At 40.3% G+C, this 18,618-nt stretch carries 15 protein-coding genes; 5 read left to right on the forward strand and 10 right to left on the reverse strand.

Features of this window, described 5'->3' with window-relative positions; genetic code table 11:
- Positions 1-22: 22 nt before the first annotated feature.
- The 3 genes from JOC74_RS16590 to JOC74_RS16600 form a co-directional block, all read right to left on the reverse strand.
- Positions 23-1,003, reverse strand: coding sequence for a nuclease-related domain-containing protein (locus JOC74_RS16590; RefSeq protein ID WP_053605863.1), 981 nt, complete (start codon positions 1,001-1,003; stop codon positions 23-25).
- A gap of 325 nt (positions 1,004-1,328) precedes the next feature.
- Positions 1,329-2,483: a phosphoribosylglycinamide formyltransferase 2 gene (purT, locus tag JOC74_RS16595; protein ID WP_053605862.1), complete on the reverse strand. Its 1,155-nt coding sequence runs from the start codon at positions 2,481-2,483 to the stop codon at positions 1,329-1,331.
- A 260-nt stretch (positions 2,484-2,743) separates the two neighbouring features.
- A complete protein-coding gene (locus tag JOC74_RS16600; protein WP_192841126.1) occupies positions 2,744-4,393 on the reverse strand; it encodes an alkaline phosphatase in 1,650 nt (549 codons plus the stop codon).
- Between the two features lie 268 nt (positions 4,394-4,661).
- On the opposite strand from JOC74_RS16600, the gene JOC74_RS16605 reads away from it, so the two are divergent.
- From JOC74_RS16605 to JOC74_RS16625, 5 genes are all read left to right on the forward strand, one after another.
- On the forward strand, positions 4,662-5,930 hold the full coding sequence (locus JOC74_RS16605) for an MFS transporter (protein ID WP_053605860.1): 1,269 nt from the start codon (positions 4,662-4,664) through the stop codon (positions 5,928-5,930).
- Positions 5,931-6,081: 151 nt separating this feature from the next.
- On the forward strand, positions 6,082-6,711 hold the full coding sequence (locus tag JOC74_RS16610; protein WP_053605859.1) for a YitT family protein: 630 nt from the start codon (positions 6,082-6,084) through the stop codon (positions 6,709-6,711).
- 93 nt (positions 6,712-6,804) lie between these two features.
- Positions 6,805-7,023 carry a hypothetical protein gene (locus JOC74_RS16615; protein ID WP_053605858.1) on the forward strand — a complete coding sequence of 73 codons (219 nt, stop codon included), beginning with the start codon at positions 6,805-6,807 and terminating at the stop codon, positions 7,021-7,023.
- Complete coding sequence (locus tag JOC74_RS16620; protein ID WP_211086229.1) at positions 6,986-7,339, forward strand: GNAT family N-acetyltransferase; 354 nt, start codon at positions 6,986-6,988, stop codon at positions 7,337-7,339. Before JOC74_RS16615 ends, JOC74_RS16620 begins: the two co-directional genes overlap by 38 nt.
- On the forward strand, positions 7,340-7,495 hold the full coding sequence (locus JOC74_RS16625; protein WP_158320336.1) for a hypothetical protein: 156 nt from the start codon (positions 7,340-7,342) through the stop codon (positions 7,493-7,495).
- 98 nt (positions 7,496-7,593) lie between these two features.
- On the opposite strand, the gene JOC74_RS16630 is transcribed toward JOC74_RS16625, so the two are convergent.
- From JOC74_RS16630 to JOC74_RS16660, 7 genes are all read right to left on the reverse strand, one after another.
- On the reverse strand, positions 7,594-8,355 hold the full coding sequence (locus tag JOC74_RS16630; protein WP_053605856.1) for a phosphosulfolactate synthase: 762 nt from the start codon (positions 8,353-8,355) through the stop codon (positions 7,594-7,596).
- Entirely contained in the window at positions 8,352-9,044 is a 693-nt protein-coding gene (locus JOC74_RS16635; RefSeq protein ID WP_053605855.1) for a 2-phosphosulfolactate phosphatase, read from the reverse strand. The genes JOC74_RS16630 and JOC74_RS16635 overlap by 4 nt, the downstream gene beginning before the upstream one ends.
- Positions 9,045-9,239: 195 nt before the next feature.
- Positions 9,240-10,418 (reverse strand): MFS transporter, encoded by a 1,179-nt coding sequence (locus JOC74_RS16640; RefSeq protein WP_053605854.1) that lies wholly within the window; start codon positions 10,416-10,418, stop codon positions 9,240-9,242.
- A gap of 377 nt (positions 10,419-10,795) precedes the next feature.
- Complete coding sequence (locus JOC74_RS16645) at positions 10,796-11,233, reverse strand: DoxX family protein (protein ID WP_053605853.1); 438 nt, start codon at positions 11,231-11,233, stop codon at positions 10,796-10,798.
- A 3-nt stretch (positions 11,234-11,236) separates the two neighbouring features.
- Complete coding sequence (locus JOC74_RS16650; protein WP_053605852.1) at positions 11,237-11,836, reverse strand: TetR/AcrR family transcriptional regulator; 600 nt, start codon at positions 11,834-11,836, stop codon at positions 11,237-11,239.
- Positions 11,833-12,297, reverse strand: coding sequence for a hypothetical protein (locus JOC74_RS16655; protein ID WP_053605851.1), 465 nt, complete (start codon positions 12,295-12,297; stop codon positions 11,833-11,835). Before JOC74_RS16655 ends, JOC74_RS16650 begins: the two co-directional genes overlap by 4 nt.
- Before the next feature lie 160 nt (positions 12,298-12,457).
- A complete protein-coding gene (locus tag JOC74_RS16660; RefSeq protein ID WP_211086230.1) occupies positions 12,458-18,340 on the reverse strand; it encodes a lamin tail domain-containing metallophosphoesterase family protein in 5,883 nt (1,960 codons plus the stop codon).
- Positions 18,341-18,618 lie beyond the last annotated feature (278 nt).

Consider the following 18,618-nt stretch of genomic DNA (forward strand, 5'->3'; position numbering starts at 1 on the left):
TCTCGCAATACTGCTTCACTTCCTATGAAAAATGCAATTCGTATACCCTGCCTTTTGTGTTGCCGGAATGCTTTAGGTTCATGGATTTGAGAAAATAGACGGAAGTAGTTCTAGAAGAAAGGTACAAGAAATCTCTAAGCTGTCGATTGGTGATTGTCGGCCCTATTAAAAGCGCGTAATCTTTCAATGATTCAATATGGGCATCTCTTAAAGAATATGAACAGGATTTGCAAAGCCATGCTTTATTCTTTCTCAACATTGGCAAAGAATGACACTTTGGACAGTATACTCCTTTAACTAATTCCGATTTCTTAATGTCAAACCTTTTTAATAGGTCTGGATTGCTCACTACATGCATTTTCTTTAACTTATGAGCAAGTTCTTTCAACTGTTTCATCGGGATGATTTTAGGAGGGTGCTTTTTGCCAAGATCGGTTATCTTTTGAGGAAGTAATGTTCCATGCATTACCGTTTCCTTAAGAAAAGTATTATTTGTCGTGGACTTAATGATTGTGGAAGGGTTGCTAATTACAACAAAGGTTTCTATGGGGATTTCAGGGAAATTTTTAAAATCATTAGATAACCAATGCATCAACTCTGACTGCTGCCTTCTGATTTGCAGCAGCGGGTCTAAAAACCCTTCCTCTTTTCCATCGGATGATCGAATAAGTTGATTAAAGTTGTCATCAAAATAGATGGTCCCTTTTATATTTTTGATTTCAAGGATTACAAGAAAGCTCTGGGAAAGAATTAACGTATCAATCTGAAAAAATCCGTATTTGTTTGCAAGTCTCAGATCTTGGAGAATAAAATATTTTTTATCCGGCAAAAAGCGCAGATGATAGTCAAGGGACTGCTCTCCATAATAACCTGCTTTCTGTTTAAGCAGCTCCTCTTCAATTAATGCTCTTTTTGATGAAAAGGAAGGTTTTTTAGGTAATCTTCTTAAGATTGCTTCAAGCTTCTGAATTGATATCGGGTATTTCCGTTCTTTAATGATCATCCTATCAAACTCCTTATGAAAAGTTTGATAGGATTTTCTATAATTATCTGCAAACGACCTGCTTTATTGTGAAAATAGTGAAATAATCATTCAAATTCAATTTTTATAAGGGGATTATCATGCGATCATTTCGGGATCATGTCAGCGCCGTAGACCAATTGAACAATTGAAACAATTATTTGCACAGGTTTAACCTAAAATTGAACAGATGCACTGCATAATTGAACAGATGTGCCCGTTTATTGAACAGGTTCGTGTCATATTTGCACAAAAACACTTCATAATTGCACATGGGTCTTCTGCCCACTATTCCTTTACATACAATTTATTTCACCTTTAACCGATCAAGAGCCAACTCCGCATTCACTCTCGCTTTTTCCACTGTGTCTGATGAAGATAGCACTACAGCGACACGGCGACCAGGTGTAGCCACGGGTTTCCCAAATACTCGGATCTGTGTCTCAGGAACGCCAAGAGCTTGTTCAACTCCGTCAATGGTGTAATCGCTATGTTCCTCCGCAGCTTTTAGCGGACGGCTTGCTCCTGGGGTTGTAAAAGTAATTTCCGGAATCGGGAAGCCTAAAATAGCACGCACATGCAAGGCAAACTCTGACAGGTTTTGTGTAACAAGCGTGACGAGGCCGGTATCATGCGGACGCGGAGATACTTCACTGAAATAAACTTTGTCCTTAGAAAGAAAAAGCTCCACGCCAAACAAGCCATATCCGTCTAGACCGTCGGTAATTGCTTGGGCAATCCTTTTCGCTTCACGTATTTGCTCCTCTGACATATCGTGAGGCTGCCACGATTCAATATAATCTCCGTCCTTTTGTTTATGGCCAATTGGGGCACAAAACTTGGTTCCGTCTACTGCACGAACGGTAAGCAGAGTTATTTCTGAGTCAAATGGAATAAACTCTTCGACAATGACTCGTCCTTTTTGCACTCGTCCGCCTTCCATGGCAAGGCTCCATGACTCTTTGATCTCTGCTTCAGTGCGGCAGACACTTTGTCCTTTCCCAGATGAACTCATAATAGGCTTGACTACACAAGGAAAGCCTATTTCGTGAACGGCTTGTACAAATTCCTCGTACGTATCGGCAAATTCATAATTTGCTGTTGGAAGCTGCAGTGTCTCAGCCGCAAATCGCCGAATTCCTTCACGATCCATTGTTAATTGAGCAGCTCTCGCATTCGGAATGACTCGAAATCCTTCTTTTTCTAATTGAATTAACTCAGCTGTCGCAATCGCTTCAATTTCCGGGACTATTAAATCCGGTTCTTCATTCTCGACAATTCGTCTAACTTCCTTCGGATCCATCATATCCACAACATAACTCCGATGTGCAACCTGCATCGCTGGCGCATGCTCATAACGGTCAACAGCGATCGTTTCCACACCAAGACGTTGTGCTTCGATGATCACTTCTTTCCCTAATTCTCCTGAACCTAACAACAGAATTTTCTTCGATTGAAACATATCATTAACCCTCCAGACATATACACTGCCATTATAAACGAAATATAGTATGATAAAAACAATATTTTATTCGGTTTTTAAATAGTTCTTGAAGATAAAATGATTAAGATTAGGAAAGAGAAGGCTTCATAGCCGCACAATAGAAGTGAAAGTAAACTGTGGTCTAATAGAGGAGAATTTTAATATTGATGGTTTAAAAGTCAACCTACATCCAAAAAAAATGCCCCCCATTTCAACTAAAATGGGGGGACAAAACCAAATTACCTTCCTTTTTTAACAAGCTCAACTGCTTCTTTGGATACATAGAACTTGCCGTTGGATTGAACCGTTACACTGTTAAGCTCCCGGTCTTTTCCATTCACAGTGACGATATTTTTGTTTACTGGAAGTTTCGCTTCTTTTTTGTCTTTTTTAACAACTAAAACCGGATTTTGCGAATCAGAGGAATCGATGCTTACTTTCGCTCCAATTTCTTTGAACGCTTTTTCTGCGTCAACGAATAACTGCTTGTCCAGTTTCTTTAAGTCAAAGCCTAAAGCTCCGGCTACTGTATGAGCGATGTCGGTATTTTGAACAAGTCCCTCAGGCTTTCCTGGTCCGTATGAATACAAGAACAAATCTTCACCTGTATGTCCTCCGGTAGTAAAGCCAATGTTAGCACGAGCAGCTAATAGCTGTACGAGCGTTTTTCCTAAGTCAGAAGATTCTTCAATCGCTTTTCTTTCTTCTGCTGAAGGGTGATCGATTCCATAGAGTGCTGCAACTTCAAGAGCATTCGATTTGTCAGGCTTAAGCTGTTTCAAAGCTCCTTCTAGAGTCATTTCTGCCTTCTTCAAAGGATCTACATATGCTGAAACAGGTGTAGAAGGATAAGACTTTGACGTATTTTGGTTTCCAATTGAAATCCCGCTATTTCCATGATCAGAAACAGCAATTACCATCGTATTTTTATCTTTTTTAGCATAATCCAAAGCTTCCTTTACCGCTGCATCATAAGCAAGGACATCACTGATCATTCCGACCGGATCGTTTGCATGTGCTGCCCAATCCGGCTTACTTCCTTCTACAAATAAGAAGAATCCATCTTTATCCTTAGAAAGAGTAGAGATCCCTTTTTTCGTCATTTCAGCAAGCGTTGGTTCATTAGGCTTCGTTTGAGGACGATCTAGATCGTAAGCCAATTCTGCGGGTGCAAAAGCCCCCCATAATTTGCTGGATTTTGATTTCAACAATTCGTCACGCGTATCGACGAAATCGTAATCCTTGCTCTCAATGACTTTTGTTAAGTCTTCTCCGTCTTTTCGATTGTTTTTGGCTGATCCTGTCGTAAAGGAGTCTTTTCCGCCTCCCAATACAACATCCATTCCTTGATAAACCTGCTGTTCAGCGATATTGTCATATTGACTGCGGTGGGTCGCATGAGCTGAAAATCCGGCAGGTGTGGCATGCTGAATTTCAGAAGTTGAGATAATTCCTGTCGCTTTTTTGCTTGTTTTCGCACCTTCAAGTACATTAGCCACGGGTTTTAACGGGTTGTCCGCCAATGAAGGATCCACTCCCGGACTTGTTACTGTTTCCGGTAATACGCCTACCAATTTATCATTTGATTTATTCCCTGTTGCAAGCGCCGTTCCTGCAGGAGCTGAATCAGTAATTGCTGACTCTGCTGAATATGTACGAACTCCTCCTGTTAGAATTCCGTCCATCGCAAGCGGCTCTCCCTTATACCAACGAGCGAGCGTTGTTGTACTTGAACTTACTCCATCCATAACCAGAACGATGACATTTTTCGCTTGTTGTGGATCTTTCTTAGCCTCTACTTTTTCATCACTGCTTCCAAAGCCAAGTGATCCTATAGCTAAACTGCCAGCCAATGTAATTCCCATTACCTTTTTACTTAATTTCATCACTGAATCCTCCCTGCTTGTGATACCAAATATAAGAATAAAGATAAAAAATTAAGCTTGTTTGTGGAAAATATAAATTTATTTTTACATAAAGATTTCGGAAATGTTTTTCTCATACTAATGGAGTGGGTAAAATGTCACTGTGATTCAGATTTCGATTTCCGTTGGATTATTATTTGAAAAGGATTTTCCATTATGCAATTTTTCTTCAACCTTGAATAAACAGCCAAACCGAGGACATTCTAACACATGAAAAGGAGGAGCTTTTTTGATGACGCAAACAAAACGCAATAACGCCATGACGATTGTTGCAATTGGTTCAATACCTCTGATATTAACACTTGGCAATTCAATGCTGATTCCAATATTGCCCCAAATGAAATCTGAATTGCAATTATCACAATTTCAAGTCAGTCTCGTCATAACAGTGTTTTCGATAACCGCGGCAGCCTTCATTCCCATTGTTGGCTATTTGGCCGATCGCTTTTCCCGAAAAATCATTATTATTCCTTGCTTAATTCTTTATGGAATAGGCGGGTTGTTAGCCGGTTTTGCCGCCGGTTTTTTTAACAATGCCTTTCCTTGGATTATGGCAGGGCGGGCTCTTCAGGGACTTGGGGCTGCAGGCACAGGACCAATCGCAATGACCCTTTCAGCTGATCTGTTTAAAGGATCTGAAGAAAGCAGAGTGCTCGGGATTGTCGAGGCGTCGAACGGGATGGGGAAAGTTCTTTCTCCAATTATCGGTTCTCTTATAGCTTTACTTGTTTGGTATGGAGCTTTTTTTGCATTTCCTGCTTTTTGTATCATTTCAGTATTATTGGCTTGGATTTTTATTAAGGAAAAGAAGAAAGAAAAAGAGCCGCCTCCAATCGGAAAATACGCAAAAGGAATGGTGAGTGTTTTTAAGCAAGAGGGCAGATGGCTTTTCTCCACCTATTTAGCTGGCGCAACATGCTTATTTACATTATTCGGCATCCTGTTTTATTTATCAGATGTATTGGAAAAAACGTATGACAGGGATGGTGTATTTAAAGGGCTTATTCTTGCGATCCCCTTATTGGTCATGTGCGTGACTTCTTATATTACCGGCAGCAAAATCGGCAAAAATCAAGCATTGATGAAAAAATTGATCGTTCTAGGCATGGTAATGATGACGATTTCGTATGTTGCATTAAATTTTTTTGAGCAGCTTGTACTTTTTATCAGTATTCTCGCATTAAGCTGTATTGGAACAGGTATTGTGCTCCCTTGCATCAATAGCTTTATTACCGGTGCCGTAGGAAAAGAAAGGAGAGGCTTTGTCACTTCATTATACGGATCCGTACGATTTTTAGGTGTCGCGATCGGACCTCCGATTTTTGGACGATTAATGGAATGGTCGCGAACAGGAATGTTTTTATCTATTGCAGGTTTGACGCTGCTTGTCGGTATTCTGGCTCTCACCATGATACATGCGAAAAAGGATGATGAAGAACCTGCAGAAAAAGGGAAGCAAAAGATTCCAGGTAATGCTTTGCAGCCCGCTGAAGAAAGCTAGCGAATACAGCAGCCAATTTATGATGATGGTTCTGTAGATATCACTGAACCATCTTTTCATTTCATGTCATTTATATATAGCCGCCTTCATAAAATAAAAGCAGTGGGACGAGTTCTGCATCCAAGTATTATTAAAGGAGTCTTTATCGTTCATGACAGGATGGCTGATGAAAGTAAAAATTACATTGATCATTTTAGCTGGAGGACTATTGCAAGGCTTGGCCATGTCCTTATTTTTATTTCCACATGACATTCCAACAGGCGGAGCAGCAGGCATAGCTGTTTTACTGAATTATTTATTTCATATTCCTCATGGATTATCAGTCTGGGCTGTAAATGTCTCAATGCTCTTCACCGCAGTAAAATGGCTGGAGGTACGAACTTTTGTCGGAACACTCGCTTCGATTACAGTTACTTCTGCATCGGTCATGGTTTTCGATATCATTTTTACTGAATTCTCGTCAAATCTTTGGCTTGATTTAGCCGGCGGAGCGGTTTTGTTAGGTCTTGGAATCGGTCTCTTATATAAATACAAAATTTCGAACGGAGGCTTTGGAGCGCTTGCTCTAATGATTTCGATCTATCGAAGCGGAAATCCCGGTACGATCTTACTTATAATGAACTGTGTAATTTTTATGGTTACCGCCTCTGTAATCGCATGGGAAATTGTAATTCAAGCGCTTCTTTGCCAATTCATCTCCACCAGAATCATTGATATCATCTATCAATACCGCTTTAAATCGCTTCCTATTGCTGCTCCCATTTACCGGTTTAGAAAGTAAATAATTCACTCACTCCCGCTATAGGAGTGAGTTTTTTCATGGATTTTTATGTTAAAATGTACGTGTTATTAACTATGTTGGATGTGACAATCTATGAATGAGAGACATTTTAACTTGAAAATCGTTGAGGCTGAATATGATGCCAAGGGAATTCTTCGGAATTTACTTAATCTTTATGCCTATGATAGAAGCGAGTTTACTGGCAATGATTCAAACAGTTTCGGAGTGTTTGAGTATGTGTACCTTGACCATTATTGGACGCCGCAAGGAAAAGATGAAGGCAGAATCCCATATTTGTTTGAAAGTAAATAACAAATTAGCAGGTTTTGTATTAGTAAATAGCGTATCATGTTTAAATCGAAAAGATATTACTCACTCAATAGCAGAATTCTTCATTATGAGAAAGTGGAGAAGAAAAGGAATTGGAAAAGCTACTGCTTTTGAGCTTTTCAATAAGCTTCCAGGTAAATGGGAAGTTTCTCAAGAGCGTAAAAATAAGAATGCTCAAATTTTTTGGCGTTCTATAATTAACGAATATACACAAGGGAGTTACGAAGAATTTAAAACTGATGACAAGTTTGTGCAAATATTTAAATCATCTTCGATCTATAATAAAGGAGCAACCTAGATGAAAAAAAGAGTCGCTTTAATTTTAGCAATTTATGCAGGAATTGTTGTTCTTTTAAGTGAATATTTATTGGATGATAATATTAGATTGTTTGTTGTTATTCCTGTTTTGATTGTTGGTATATTGATAATTAACCAATTCTTAAAGCCGCGGTGACTCTTCTTTTTGCGGGTGTTTAAAATAACTCTCCCTTGCTAAATAGAGGAAGCAGACAAGAGTTATTTTAAACACTTTTAGTCTGTTCGTTCTTCGATTCAAGAGAGATAGAAAGTATCCGATCTTAACCCTAATCTCAGTGTTTCTAAGGAGATTGCATCACAAAATGCGATATTTGCCAAATTTACATTAGGGCCAAGTTTTTTGATGAAAGTTGTCTGTAAAGTCTTGTTCGGCGCTTCAAAAATCAGCTGATTCATATCAATGCGAGACGACAGAATGTCATCCACAATCTCTAAACGCATTTCTCCGTTATTGGAACACAGCCCGCCTGTCCCGCTTTCTCTAGTTTCCGTAATTACTTTTTGTGATCCGGCTTCAATATCCTCGTGAATGTATTCGATCCATTCAGCAGAACTTTGCTCATTTGATAGGATAGGGTCCTTGCTGCCGACTTCACTGAAAACATGAAATTGATCTGAAAATTCAGCAATATAACGTGCCTTTTCTTTATTTGTTAATGGAAAGGTCCCGTTCGATATTTCAATATATTCACATCCGTACAAGCTGCAGTATGTGTAAAATTCGTCGACTTTGTTTTGGCTTACAAATTTTTCGAATAACGTACCGCCAAAAAAGTACTTCACATTGTTCTCTTTCAAACAAACAATCTTTTCCTCAAGGTCTTTCGTTATTAAAGAAGTTCCCCAGCCAAATTTCACAAAATCAATAAACTCGCTCGCACCGTTGATCGTATCCTTAAAAAAGTGAATAGGAAATCCATTATCAATTAAAACAGTCAAACCCGTTTGCCGCGGCTTTCTCGTTCTCTCTGGCAATGTAAGCGCCAAATTTTTCATCTTACAACCCTCTCAATCGTTGGAACTTTACGTTCTTGGTTCACTCTCATCACGAAATTACCCGGTATTTCTTTCGTGCAATAGGAAATATCCTCTTCATCGAATAATGGATTTTCACGATCAAAAAATTTCTCAGCAACTGAAGAGTTCTTGATCCTAGCAATTGTTTCAGGGGCTGTTATCGATTGATTATCTAAAATAATGCCTTTGATATAATCAGCACAGGCGAGGTCATCATCACCTGTCGGATGCGAAGCAACGATATTGATCACTGAAGTATTTGGATTCCCGCAGATGCTTCTGACATATTCCGCTGTAGTTTTCGCATTGGTAAAACCAGTAACAAAAACATGCCGGGCAGCTAATGCTCGCAACGTAGCATTGACACCATTTGTGGTTTTTTGGACGAGGCTCTTCCCTTTCAATTGGTGCTGCGTGATGCGTTTTGGAGAGTTATCAAAATCAAAGCCTTCGATGCCGACGCCCTTCACCTCCCCTGTTAATAAATATTCCGGACATTCTTCCTTCAATAGAAAAGCTTCTTTTTGCGTTTGCACCAGCAATATCTCTTTTACACCTTCTAGAAAAGCATAATGGGCGACAGTAAATGCTCTGATGACGTCGATGACAATGTTGATATCTGAAGGACTTAAAACATGGTGATTGCCTTGATAAATCGTTACCGGCAACATAAACCCTCCCTATCGCTCAAGTAGGCATGAACCCACTATACACGTCAAAAAAGTATATTCATAAGAGCGTCTATAGGTTCCAAATTGCTAATATCTAAAAAATGTGTAAAAAAAGAATGGATATTATCTCCATTCTGCGCTTATCTATGTAAAGCTGAGCTGCAATAAATTGAGCTCAGCTTATTTAACTGCTTAAGAAGCATACAATTCCTTATCCTCTACCTTATGCGTAAGCACCGTAAGTGCCAGGCCGAACACGATTATCCCTGCAGCAACGATTGTGATCATGGTGTAGTTAAAGCCGAAATTCAATAACATGCTCCCTAATGTTGCTCCAATACAGTTTGCTAAATTAAAAATTGATGCGGCAATGGTGCCGGATAAAGACGGCGCCTCGCGACCAGCAATAATAATTTTAGAGTTAAGAAGCGGCGTTGTACCAAACGTCCCCATTCCGAAGAAAAAGCAAATAACAAACGCCAAAATTGTAAATTGCAGAAAGAAGGTAAACAATACTAAGACAATCGCTAACATCACTAATGCTGCCATCAGTCTCTCTGTTAATAGACTCGGCCGGATTCTGCCAGATGCGAAGTTCCCAATCACCGCACCAAGTCCAAAACAAAACATTCCAACTGTGACACCAGGAACTCCAAAACCTGCGTACTCTCGCAGCATTGGCTCATTAAAAGTATATGCCGTGAAGACACCGGAAAATCCAAAGACGATGATCGCGAGGACCATTAGGACATTTTTATTTTTAAAGACGCTAAGTTCTTTTTTCAAATTAGGCGCTTCTGCCGGACGTTCATTCGGTGTGACGAGGATCAATCCGATCAATGCAATCACACCCAGGAATACAATGAACCAGAATACGTAGCGCCATTCAAACATTCCGCCTAACAAAGAGCCAAATGGCACACCAAGCATCACAGCAATCGTAAGCCCTCCTTGAACCGCCGCAATTGCACTAGTACGTTTCTCCGGAGCGGATATATTATAAGCTATAGACATAGTTAAGCCAAAAAACGGCGCATGCATAGCTGCTGATAACAAGCGAGAAACCAATAAGATCTCAAAGTTTGCCGCAGTTGCAGCAATGATATTACTCAGAATAAATACTGCCATTAGACCAATAAGCAAAGGCTTTGGCGGAAATTTTATCGTAATCATTCGAAGGAGTGGACCAAAGACTGCTACACTAATCGCATAGACACTCAATAGTAATCCTGTCGTTGATACTTCCACATTCAAATCTTCCGCGAATTGAGTGAGTAATCCTGTAACAACATACTCCACCATTCCAATGGCAAATGTACTAATCATAAAGAAAGCTAAAACAGTTGTTCTTGAGAAATTTAAACGAGTCATTGACCCACACCCCTTTTCATAATCTTTTTTAAGCACAAGATGAAATAATAAGACAAAAAAAAGATTATGTCTAGACGATTTGATAAAAAAAAATAAAAATTTAACTGTAATTGAAGTAGACGATTTTTGATTAATATTATTTGCTCAAAATGAGGATATTATTGATTAAGGTGAGGATGAAGACACCAATTATTAGGGCAGTCTTGAGGTTAATCCACGAAGGACTGAATGAAGTTGAAAGAACGAATCGGCAAATACCATATGTAATGAGCACGCGGGAAAAGTTAAGAAAGTTCATTACATTTTCTTAGGCATATTTATACCTGAAAGCTCTTTGTATTCAATTTTATATAGGAATGATACAAAGCGAACCAACACTAAAGCCCTGCTAAAATCACAGCAAGCAAGAAAACAATTTGAATAAGAGTCCGTGCTTTAATCAGCATCGCTTCTTTTCCAGCAAGCTGCAATTTTTCACGTGATGCACGGATATTCGCCGGAAACATGGCCAATAGCATGATTGCAAGGCTAATTGATGCTGCCGTAGAAGTGAATGGAATCACAAGTAAGACAGCACCGATGATTTCGAGCAAGCCAGTTGCCGTCACAATCCAATCTGGACGCGGGAAAATCATGGGTACCATTCGAATAAGATCCGGCCTTCTTTTCCCCCAATGAGCCGAAGCTGTCAGCAAAAACATTGCTGCTACAGCTCCTTGAAGAGCATGCTGCCATTGAGCCATGTATGTCCAGCCAAGTAAGCCACCAGTATATAATAAAATAAAAGCAAAAATAAGTGTGATAAATGGTGCCATCTGTTATCCCCTCTCTCCATTTAACGTTACTTTAAGAAATGAAGCAAAATCATCGATGTGAAAGGATGAATCTTTATCTGTCAGGAAAGATCGCATCCGAAGCCCGAATGAAATGAGGACGAACAGCTCCCCCATTTTGTTCGAATCCACCGAAGCTGGGATTACGCCATGTTTTTGCCCCGTTGCAATCCATTGGCGGGAAAGCCGAACAGATTGGTGGTAAAACCGATCGAGCACCTCGTCAATTTCCTTCTGGCCGTTTTTTGCGAGCAAATATACAAGGATTTGGTTCGTCACGCTTTCAGGATCTTGAAGTTCATCGAATCGTTTGGTGATTTCATTTAAAGGACCCTGAAATTCTTTTTTGCCGCTATTCACTCGATCGGTAAACCTTTGGTCAATGTCATCCAGTCCTTCCTGCAGGACCCATGCAAAGATCTCGTTTTTGCTTTTTACGTAATGAAAAATAGCCCCCTTGGAAAGACCGGATCTGTCCACAATGTCTTTCATCGTAACCGAATTGCACCCTTTCTCGCGAACCAATTGATTTGTGGTCTCAAGTAATAATTGTATGGTTTGTTGCCGCCTTTCTGCCTGCTTCAATTTGAATCCTCCATTTTAAACTGATTCTGATTGCTGTTTACCTCTACTTCCGCCGGCTTCCGTATCAATCCTATCCCAAGCAGTATAAGTCCTGCTGCTAAACTGAAAGCTCCTACGTACGCCAAATAGATAAAACCATTTGGCTCGGTTGCATCAGGGGTAAGAACAGAAAAGAAAAATGCCATTGGCAAGAGTATGGCCGATGCGGGAATCGCCGAGCGAATCAACCGCTTCATTTGCTTGCTCCAATTTGTACGATCAATGTAGAGAAAGGCCACTAAAGACAAAATAAGCAATATACCGGCAGGGGCATGGCCGGCTCTCCATAAATCTTGGCGAAGCGGATTTTCCTGATAGGCGGGTGAACCTATTAATAGCGATAAAATACTGACACCGCCAATAATCACTGTTGGCAGGATAATGATAAGCCATCCGGCAGACTTTCTTGTTTCCTCACTCATAAATAATCCCCATTTCATAAACAAACCGTCAGTCTGTTTTTATTTATATTATAAAAATCCTCTCCTCTATTTGTCAATTTATTTATTGTATCAATCGAAAAAGAAGCCAGCATCAACCAATACTGACTTCTTTTTGTTTCTATATAAGGTGTAACGTTAATCAGTTGAACATTTTTCTTCGTCTTATTACCAGCAGTAATGTTCCTGCAATCAGCAATATACCTCCTGCGGCTAACCAATTATACACATTTGTTGCTGTGTTCGGCAGGTTTTCATCGATTGGATCAAAAGATTCGTCTTGGCCATTATCATCGTTTTGCTGATCATGATCATCTGGATTGTAGTCAACTGGGTCCGTGTTGATTGGATCCTTGTCATCCGGATTTTTATCAATCGGATCTTTATCACTTGGGTCCTTATCGACTGGGTCTTTTTCATTCGGATCCTTATCGACTGGATCTTTATCAATCGGGTTTTTATCATTTGGATCCTTATCGATCGGATCTTTATCATCTCCGCCATCATCACCTGGTGGATTTGGAGATTCGGCAGGCCCTGTTGAGAATCTGTAGATGTCGGAACGTCTGGTAGCGCCATATTGGTCTGTAATGTTCATGTACCAGAAATATGTTTCGTTCGCTTTTAGATTTCTCCATTTAGCTGACGCAATTCCTCCGGATTCTACGTTCTTATGCTCGCCAATTTTTTCATTAGAGTACACGTTCGCAGCAAAGTAATCGGTCGCCACTCGTTTGTTGTAATCCTTCAGCTGAATGTCTTCGGTAAAGGTGTCCACATCTCCATCATCAAAGAAATTATAGTCGTTCTTATATGGAGAATAGGTTACTACATCCAGCTTTCCTGCTTCAGGATCAAAGGTTAAAAACCGTACATATCCTTGACCGCCTTCAGGACCTCCTTGATAGTCAGAAAGCATTTCCAGCACTTGTCTCTTGCTTCCGTCAGAGTTCGTAACGGTTGAAACTCTGCGGTTGGCGCCATGGTAATGTCCGCTGACCGTCATTAACACATTATCATTTTGCTTAACGACTTGATCGAATACATTTTGGGCCATTTTAGACAGAGTTGCATTTCCTTCTAGATAGGCATGCATGGCTAAAATCGCATTGCGGTCCGAATGTTTTTTCAACACTTCATTCGCCCACGCAATCGTTTCTGGTGTATCCTCGGTGCCAAATCCTATATAAAGGATAATGAAATCATGGCCGCCAAACGATACAAGATCGTAATGGTTGCGGTTGTTGTCCATGTCTCCGCCAAACCACGGCTTATTCTTATATCGATCAGCACCTACGTACTTTTTGTAATAGGAGTAATCCACACCGTCGATGATTACATCATGGTTTCCGCCCAGAACCCCGTACGGGACGCCTGCATCATCTAATTTTTTCAAGTTGCTGTCTGCTACTTTCCACTGGGCATCATCATTCGCTTTATTGACCAGATCACCTGTGTTAATGGCGTATTCAAAAGACCCTTTCTTATATTCATCAACGATCCAGTCACCGAGTGTGTCAAAAATATGCGGATAGGATTCAGCGTAAAACTGGGTATCTGTAAACCAAAGCATCGTAAACGGATCATTTGGATTTTTAATTTCATCCTGAACCATTGCTTGGATTTTTCCGTTTTTCACATACTTACCGATCTCGACCTCTGACGAAAGGACAATATCTTTTTCTTCTGCGTTGCCGGTTTCCGCTTTTAACGCCTGCCATTTTTCTTCTTGATAATCCCAAGCATAAAGCGTAACTTTTCGATTAGGTAAAGTTTTTCCTTTCCAGTAAAGCTCTACTGTACTGCCATTATTTAATTGCTCATCAACAGAAATTTCAAATCTGTGATATGGGAATCCAGAAGGACTGTCATTAACAAGGTATTTCCCATCTTCATAGGCAATTTTTGCTTGGTCGTTTTTTTCAATCGCGGTTTCCCCTGAAGGTGCCACTGTCAGCGGAGGTTCCCTGTCCGCAATGTTCGTAAAACCTTTGATATGGCCTTTTCTGGCAAAATCATATTTGCTGCCCTTGTAAAATCCTACATCCATGCGATCGCCGCTCGGATCTGTTACCTTTGCTCGAAGTGTCGCGTTTCTCGATACAGAATCAGCAAAGTCTTCTGGTGAAACTTGACCGGGCTCAAGCGGCTTCTCCTCATTGATATTGAACGTTACGGATTTCGTTGCCTGATTTCCGGCCCCATCATAGGCCGTTACAGAGATGACATGCTCGCCCGGCGAGAGAATAGCAGAAGAAGTCTCGTAAGGCAGTGAAATCTTTTTATCATCTAACTTTGCTTCCACTTTAGAAATACCTGTGAGATTATCATCAGCTTCTACTGAAAAAGTAATTGGCCCTTTAGGACTCTTCGAATCTTCCAAGTAATCTTCTGTACCGTATTTAATACCTTTTATTACAGGCTTCGTATTATCTATCTTTGTTTCTACCTTTTGAATTGAATCATTGCCTATCTTCATTTCAAGAGAATAGGTTCCATCAGCTAATTTTGACGTATCAATTTCAGAATATCTCGCCGTGTACTTGTCAGAAGGAATAGGAAATTTAAATTCGCTGATCAGCGGTTTATTTAAATTACCGCTGCTCCCGCCGCCGCCATCTCCGAGAGGGAAATAGACATTTTCACTATATGAAACTTCTGTTTCCGATTTACTTCCCAGGTAATTGCGGACTGTTTCCGGTTTAACAAGCGTACCGTCCGGCAAAATAATATGAACGTTTTTCACATCAAAATCATCGTAATTCGTTTTTCCAAAATATTTATCATGTGTGTCTAAGTCGTAAGGCATATTCTCGTTGCCCGTATGGATGGATACAGACTGATTGGATACGAAATAATCCGGCGACACATCATAGAGATACCACGCCTCTTGCAAATATTTCGGAAGCAATCTTTCAATAAATTTACTTTCACCTGCAGGATTTTTTGCACTCGCAGATGCTTGATAAATTTGATCAATGCTTCTTGATTGGAATCCGAACTGAACAGGTCCAGGCAAAGCAGGTCTCAGATTAAGCGGATCCCCATTGAGAGTGACCGTAATTTCATCGTTCGCATGTTCCCCGTACGCATAAAAACCGACATTTTCCTTAAGCATTGCTCCTTCGTTCAAGGACAATCCTTTTTCCGGAAGCGCTACTTCTCTTCCTTTTTCATTAACAGTCAGGACATTTCCTAATGAATTATAAGGAAACTTCGTTACGTTCCCGCTCTTATCTTCTGCGACAATCATATAGCGATAAGTTCCCGGCTCTGATATGGTCAGGGAACCCTCGTACACATAACGGCCGTCCGATTTTTCTTTCAAGGTAAGATCCATGCTCCCTGTAAAGTCGGTGCCTTTGTCCGTAGTTAATCCATATTTCAGTTCAGATTTGGAAAGTTCTTCATCACTTTCGATCGTTATTTTTGTTGCATTATTTTTTTCGACATTATAAATAAGTTGATCATGCTTAATCGATGGAGCAATCATATCATTCCCATCTATTAACGGCACCTGGCCTTTATCTAGATTGCCGGGATTGGCGTAATTTCTTGTATCAAGTCTCTCCATTTTTTTCCCTGAGTCAGGATACGAATATCGGATAACGCCATTTCTCACATCGTTTACCAATCTGTCAGGGCTTGAAGCATTCGCAGAATCATACCAAGCCTCAACGACAATGTCATTCACGCTGTCAGAGCTTGAAATCGCATACCCGCGATTCGTTGCATTTGGCAAATTGAAATCGGCAGGCTTGCTGTTGTCATAAAAAATAACGTCATTGTCTTTTAGTGTTGAATTGTAATGTGTATTAAAATCAGCTACGTTCGTAAACCCTGCGCTGATCGCTTCCTTTGCAAACCAAATGACACCCGTACTGTACGGTTCGATATTCGTATCCACAGGGATTGTCCACTGTTTAGGATCTGTGTTCCCAGGGTATAAATAGAAGAGGGAATAGCCTTTAAGATTAAGAGGTTTATCGGAATTATTGTAAAACTCGATAAACTCATATTGATTACCCGTACCTAATCGAAAATCTCCTGCAGGATGCGGTGCAATTTCCGTGATCAGAACAGGAGGCGTCTTAGGATTTGCTCCATGAACAGGGACAACATAGTCTGTTGAACGTGACACAGTTTCCCCGTCACTTGCTTCAAGATAATAGGATACTTTACTGCCTGACAGCTCGTCTTTTGGAATCGTATAAGAAAAATTGCTGCCTGATTCTTTAGTCATCTCTTTTTTTGTGTATTCCGCAGACTCAGATGTTTTATAATACAGCTTTAATGTCAACGGATCGCTATCAGCATCTGTGGCTTCAGCGGTCACCTTGAAATCCGACTCTGCTTTCACTGACTCCAATGGCTGATGCTGGATCAGCGGTTCTTTATTCTCAGAAGGGATTAGCTGATCCGGCGCTACATCTCCGGCTGATGTGTTACCCTTTTGAAGATAATTCACTAATAGCGAACCCGATTTCGGAACTCTTAGATGCTGACTTTTCCCGTCAGCTACATCATCGTTTGTATAAAAAACTTCGCTGATGATTTCATTATTGTTTTCTTTATTTGTAATCTGGAATCCCCTGTCGGCATTCGCAAGCCCGTCTTGGCCGCGAAGCTTAAATACGGGAACAGATTCCGGAATGTTATGATATGCTCTAAAATCTGCTTCAGTAACATTTTTTGCATCTCCGGTAATGCTTCCGCTCGTGCGCTCTACCCACAAAACTGCAGGGTTGTTCGCCGGGATGATTACGTTTTTATCTTGAGAGTCTGTAACAGATGTGACGGACAAATCCTTGAGATTTGAAACGAAATTGTATCTAACTTTATAACGCTCGTTAAAATTGATATCACTGCTCGTATTATTATAGATTTCAACATACTCATAAAGATCGTTCGATCCTGCTCCAGCGATATCCGAATGCGCTTTGTCATTTGGATAAACCTCTGTCAGCAAAACGGGCATGGCTGGTTTATTATCCTGAGAACCTGCCTTTTTGAGTGAAGCTTTTTTCTCGTCAATAGCTGTTGCAAATTCATCAGATTGTACCGAGGCTTTTCCATCACTAGCAGTTATATAGTAGGAAGCTTTATTCCCCGATAACTCTTTCGCTGGAATCGTATATGTATACTTTGTGCCAGACTCTTTTTTCATCTGGTATTCTTTATAGTCGTTACTCTCTTTTGATTTATAAAATAGTTTAACAGTTAATGGATCACCGTCAGTATCTGAGGCTTCTGCTGACACCTTGAGGTCAGAACCCTGCTCAACGGAATCAGCCGGCTTATGTTTTATGATCGGCTCACTGTTTTTCTGTGGAACGAATTGTTCGTTTTCAATTGTTCCGGCAGTTGGTTCTCCTTTTTGTTTATAGCTTTGTGACTTTGTACCCGAAGCCGGCACTCTTAGGTGCAAGCTTTTGCCGTCAGCTACATCTTGCTTTGTATAGGAAACTTCACTTAACACGTCTTCCTTATTGTCTTTTTTGGAAATGATGAAATCCCCATCACTATCAGCAATCCCGTCCTGACCGCGTACCTTGAAGACCGGGACATTGTCCGGAATGTTATGATAGTTTCTAAAATCGGCCTCAGTTAAGTTTCGGGCAGCTCCGGAAATCGATTCATTCGTTCTCTCTACCCAGAATACTGCCGGGCTGTTGGCAGGAATAATGACATTTCCATCATTTTTATCGGCAGAGGCTACTGACAAATCCTTATGCTTTGAATCGTAGCTGTAGCTAATGCCGTACAGCTTATTAAAATCTGCCTTTTCATTCGTATTGTTATAGATTTCAACATACTCAAACAAATCTTGATCGCCGGCACCTTCAATTTTCGGACTTGCCTTGTCATCCGAATAAACCTCCGTTATCGATAACGGCTTTGAACTTTTGTCAACATGCAATGGTACTAGCCTTTGATTCACATTCCCTACTGCATTTGCGCTCGAAGCAAACGTAGTACCGAATAGAGATAAACAAAGTAACATAGAAAGCATTCTTCTTCTCATAATTTTCTTTCTCCCCGCCCATTCCTTGTAACATTATTTTGTCCAAACAGCTATGGAGTCCCTTGACGTTACACTGTAGTAAGTTGAAATCACCTTCCCCTCTTATGTATCAAACACATTTAGTTTATAATTTGAATGTTAACCGTCCGTAAATATAAGAATTATTATTGTAAATTAATTATAAAGGTTGTAAATGATCTGAATATTCATTTAATTGATAGCGGATTCTGGTCGAGGGAAATTACGGGTGATACATCCTCTACATCATGTGGAGTGAC

The sequence above is a fragment of the Bacillus capparidis genome (assembly GCF_017832095.1).
Classification (GTDB): domain Bacteria; phylum Bacillota; class Bacilli; order Bacillales; family Bacillaceae; genus Bacillus; species Bacillus gobiensis.

What these genes read in the sequence shown, in the direction of transcription:
- JOC74_RS16590 (WP_053605863.1), bottom strand. Translation starts at nt 1,003, where the DNA reads ATGATCATTAAAGAACGGAAATACCCGATATCAATTCAGAAGCTTGAA.
- purT (WP_053605862.1), bottom strand. Translation starts at nt 2,483, where the DNA reads ATGTTTCAATCGAAGAAAATTCTGTTGTTAGGTTCAGGAGAATTAGGG.
- JOC74_RS16605 (WP_053605860.1), top strand. Translation starts at nt 4,662, where the DNA reads ATGACGCAAACAAAACGCAATAACGCCATGACGATTGTTGCAATTGGT.
- JOC74_RS16610 (WP_053605859.1), top strand. Translation starts at nt 6,082, where the DNA reads ATGACAGGATGGCTGATGAAAGTAAAAATTACATTGATCATTTTAGCT.
- JOC74_RS16615 (WP_053605858.1), top strand. Translation starts at nt 6,805, where the DNA reads ATGAATGAGAGACATTTTAACTTGAAAATCGTTGAGGCTGAATATGAT.
- JOC74_RS16620 (WP_211086229.1), top strand. Translation starts at nt 6,986, where the DNA reads ATGAAGGCAGAATCCCATATTTGTTTGAAAGTAAATAACAAATTAGCA.
- JOC74_RS16625 (WP_158320336.1), top strand. Translation starts at nt 7,340, where the DNA reads ATGAAAAAAAGAGTCGCTTTAATTTTAGCAATTTATGCAGGAATTGTT.
- JOC74_RS16630 (WP_053605856.1), bottom strand. Translation starts at nt 8,355, where the DNA reads ATGAAAAATTTGGCGCTTACATTGCCAGAGAGAACGAGAAAGCCGCGG.
- JOC74_RS16640 (WP_053605854.1), bottom strand. Translation starts at nt 10,418, where the DNA reads ATGACTCGTTTAAATTTCTCAAGAACAACTGTTTTAGCTTTCTTTATG.
- JOC74_RS16645 (WP_053605853.1), bottom strand. Translation starts at nt 11,233, where the DNA reads ATGGCACCATTTATCACACTTATTTTTGCTTTTATTTTATTATATACT.
- JOC74_RS16655 (WP_053605851.1), bottom strand. Translation starts at nt 12,297, where the DNA reads ATGAGTGAGGAAACAAGAAAGTCTGCCGGATGGCTTATCATTATCCTG.
- JOC74_RS16660 (WP_211086230.1), bottom strand. Translation starts at nt 18,340, where the DNA reads ATGAGAAGAAGAATGCTTTCTATGTTACTTTGTTTATCTCTATTCGGT.